General features: G+C 30.0%; 2 protein-coding genes. Both read right to left on the bottom strand.

The window, feature by feature from the left end; genetic code table 11:
• Nucleotides 1-70 precede the first annotated feature (70 nt).
• Entirely contained in the window at nucleotides 71-346 is a 276-nt protein-coding gene (locus tag A9Y75_RS25885) for a hypothetical protein (RefSeq protein ID WP_071192747.1), read from the bottom strand.
• The gene (locus A9Y75_RS25880; protein WP_071192745.1) at nucleotides 324-611 is read right to left on the bottom strand and encodes a BrnT family toxin; all 288 of its coding nucleotides are present in this window, start codon (nucleotides 609-611) and stop codon (nucleotides 324-326) included. Before A9Y75_RS25880 ends, A9Y75_RS25885 begins: the two co-directional genes overlap by 23 nt.
• Nucleotides 612-677 lie beyond the last annotated feature (66 nt).

Here is a 677-nt window from a genome sequence, read left to right as displayed (position 1 = left end):
TCTTTGAATCTTTGTAAAGCTTCACCCAAGCTATCAGCAATAAGTAAATTGAAATTGGTGTAGCAATTTACTATTTTTGAGGAATTAATTTAATTAAACTCCTTAAAGTAGAATTAACGGATTCTGAATCAGGAAAGTATTGTTTCACGTCAGGATCAAGAACAATTATATCATTTTGACTAGGGAAATTTTTTACTGTTGTTGTACCATCTTCATTATGAATAGTAACACTATATCCTTCTTGATACTGTTGATAATATTTACCCTGAATGGGATTTTTTAGTTGACTTAAATCATATTCTTCTTTTAAGTCATCGTCTAATTCATATTGTATTTTCTCGTTCATAATATCTCCTTTCTTTAGGTGTAACTAATCTTGCACTAATTAACCGGATTTTATCATTACGATCTGCATGAGAAACAAATAAATATCTACCTTGATCGGATAATCCTATTATAATATAGCGAGTCTCTCCTAATGAATGTTCAGGATCGTCAAAGTTGATAGATAAAGGATCATTAAATATCGAAACTGCTTCCTCAAAAGAAACACCATGTTTTTTCTGATTTAATTTATCTTTATCTTCATCCCATTCAAATTTTAGTTCCAACTCAATTTTAACCCCTTGTATTCAAATTTATGACACAGCAACTACTGTTTCTGGTTGATAGCGAAT

Source organism: Trichormus sp. NMC-1, assembly GCF_001858025.1.
Taxonomy (GTDB): domain Bacteria; phylum Cyanobacteriota; class Cyanobacteriia; order Cyanobacteriales; family Nostocaceae; genus Anabaena.
The sequence above is the reverse complement of the archived record's forward strand: the minus strand, read 5'-3'. Positions and strand labels throughout refer to the sequence as shown.